1 protein-coding gene is annotated in these 2,470 nt (G+C 70.8%); it reads left to right on the forward strand.

Annotated elements, in window-relative coordinates; genetic code table 11:
• Window positions 1-358: 358 nt before the first annotated feature.
• On the forward strand, window positions 359-2,470 hold a 2,112-nt coding region (locus AB8Z36_RS37230), incomplete at its 3' end, for a polysaccharide lyase family 8 super-sandwich domain-containing protein (protein ID WP_369217807.1).

A 2,470-nucleotide genomic window follows, 5' to 3' on the forward strand; every position in this document is an offset into this window, starting at 1 on the left:
GGGCGGGAGGGTGCCGGTGCCGGGGGACAGATCTTCGTGGAGGGGGAGATCCATGGTTCCCATGCAACCCTGCGGGCGCGGCTGGGCACAGTTGTTTCGGGGGGCGGGGCCAGAAAACAGCCCCTGAGGCGATTGAGGAGCGGGGTCCGGGGCGGAGCCCCGAGGCGTTCACTGCACCGCGGGGTCACGACAGCTCCGGTGCTGGGTAAACTTCGGCCGCTTGAACGTACGTCCGATGCCCATTCGGTCCCGCACCCCCGCGCCTTACCGCACGCTCCCGAGTAGGTTGCTGGAAAGCCCCGAATGCGTTTCCGAACCACGTACATCTGCCTGTCGTCGTTCGGCGGTGGAGGCCCGCATGGAGATCACCCGCAGACGCCTGCTGTCGGCCCTGGCGGCCGCCGGACTCATGGCGGTGATACCCCGGGGCCCGGCGGGCGCCGTCACGGCGGCGGCCGAGGACCGCGCGCGGCTGCTCGCCAACACCGTGGACATCTTCGCGGGGACCGCCGCGTCGAACGCACGGCCGGAGACGGCGGGCAAGCTCGCCGCCGTCGACAAGGCCGCGCGGGCCAACCTGAAGGCCATGGACGACGCGGGCGACGACGAGCTCTTCGACGGCCTCGTCCTCGGCACCGACGAGGCCGGCCTCAACACCGCCTACCGCCGCCTCTACGAGATCGCCCTGGCCACCCGCACCCCCACCCCGGACACCACGTCGGGGCTGTACGGCGACGCCGCCGTGCAGCGCAGGGTCATCGACGGCCTGGTGTGGCTGCACGAGCGCTACTACGGGGACCAGTCGAAGGGCTACTACGGAAACTGGTTCCACTGGGAGATCGGCATATCGCAGCACGTCAGCAAGACCCTCGTGCTGCTCGCCGACGAAGTGCGCGCCTACCGCCCCGAGTTGACGCGCACCTATGTCGCCTCCATGGACGCCTACCTCCGCAGCGGCACCGACGGTGACGTGGACCTCGACTCCCGCTTCCACACCGGCGCCAACCTCGCCGACATCACCACCAACCGCATCCTCCAGGGCGCCCTGCTCGGCGCGGACGGCGCCGCCCGTATCCGCAAGGCCCTCGTCGACCAGCTCACCGTGTTCGTCACCATCGACCCGTACCACCTCTCCCACGGGGTGACCGACGGCCACTACGCCGACGGCTCCTTCATCCAGCACGGCTCTGTCGCGTACACGGGATCGTATGGAAAGGGCCTGCTCAGCCGTGTCGTGCAGACCCTGAAGATCCTCGACGGCACCGGGTTCGCGCACGGCGCCGAGCTGGTGCCGACCGTCTTCGGCTGGGTCAGGGACGGCTTCGCGCCGCTGATCTTCGAGGGCTGGATGATGGAGATCGTGAAGGGCCGGGCGGTCGCGCGCACGGACTCCGGTTACACCGACGTGGCCGTGGTCGTCGAGGCCGTCGTCGACCTCTCCTCGCTGGCCGACGGGGACCGGGCGGCGGCGCTCAAGGCGTACGTCAAACACCTCAGGGCCACCTCGCGTGCCTACCTCGACCCGGCCCGCTTCACCTCGCCCGTCAGCATCGTGCGCCACGCCGACATCGTCGCCGACGACTCCGTGGTCCCCGCCGACCTCAACCCCGCCGAGCGCAGCGTCGCCTTCAACGCCATGGACAAGACCGTCCACCGCAGACCGGGGTACGCCTTCGCGCTCGCCCGCAGCTCCGACCGGATCAGCAAGTACGAGTACATGAACGGCGAGAACCTCATGCCGTGGTTCCAGGGCGAGGGCGCGCACTACCTGTACCTCGCGGGCCAGGACCAGACGCAGGCGTACGGCGTCGACTATTACACGACGGTCTCGCCCTACGGCCTCGCCGGGGTCACCGCCCCGGTCGAACAGCGCCGCACGGTCCCGGAGGCGTACGGAAAGCCGTACTACGACAACCCCGGCCACCCCCTGCACTTCACCTCGTCCTCCGAGTCGCAGAACAAGTACGTCTACTTCCCCCGGGGCACCAACCGGCACTCCGGCGGCGCCGTCCTCGGGTCGTACGGGAGCGCCGCCATGGTGCAGTCCAGCGACGCCGCGTACCGGGACCGGAAGCTGCTCCCCGACGACTTCCTGGTCTACCGGGGCGCGGCGGCCACGAAGTCGTGGTTCCTGCTCGACGACGAGATCGTGGTGCTCGCGGCGGGGATCGGTGACCCCGGTTCCGGTGGGCGGGCCGTGACGACGACCGTGGACGCCCGGATCGCCGCCCCCGGCGACCGGGTCACGCTCACCGGGGCGCGCGCCGACGGCCGCCCCTGGACCGGCCCCGGCACCGCCGACCTGCGCTGGCTGCGCTACGCCAACGCCACGCAGGACACCGCCGTCGGCTACGTCTTCCTCGACGCGCCGCCGGTCCGCGTCAGCCTCGACCGCGTCACCCGGAGCCGTCGCGTCGTACGCACCGCCAACCCCGACACCGCCGTGACGCGGTCGGTGTTCGGCGTGACG

It is taken from the genome of Streptomyces flavofungini (assembly GCF_041028215.1).
In the GTDB taxonomy this organism is placed as follows: Bacteria; Actinomycetota; Actinomycetes; order Streptomycetales; family Streptomycetaceae; genus Streptomyces; species Streptomyces flavofungini_B.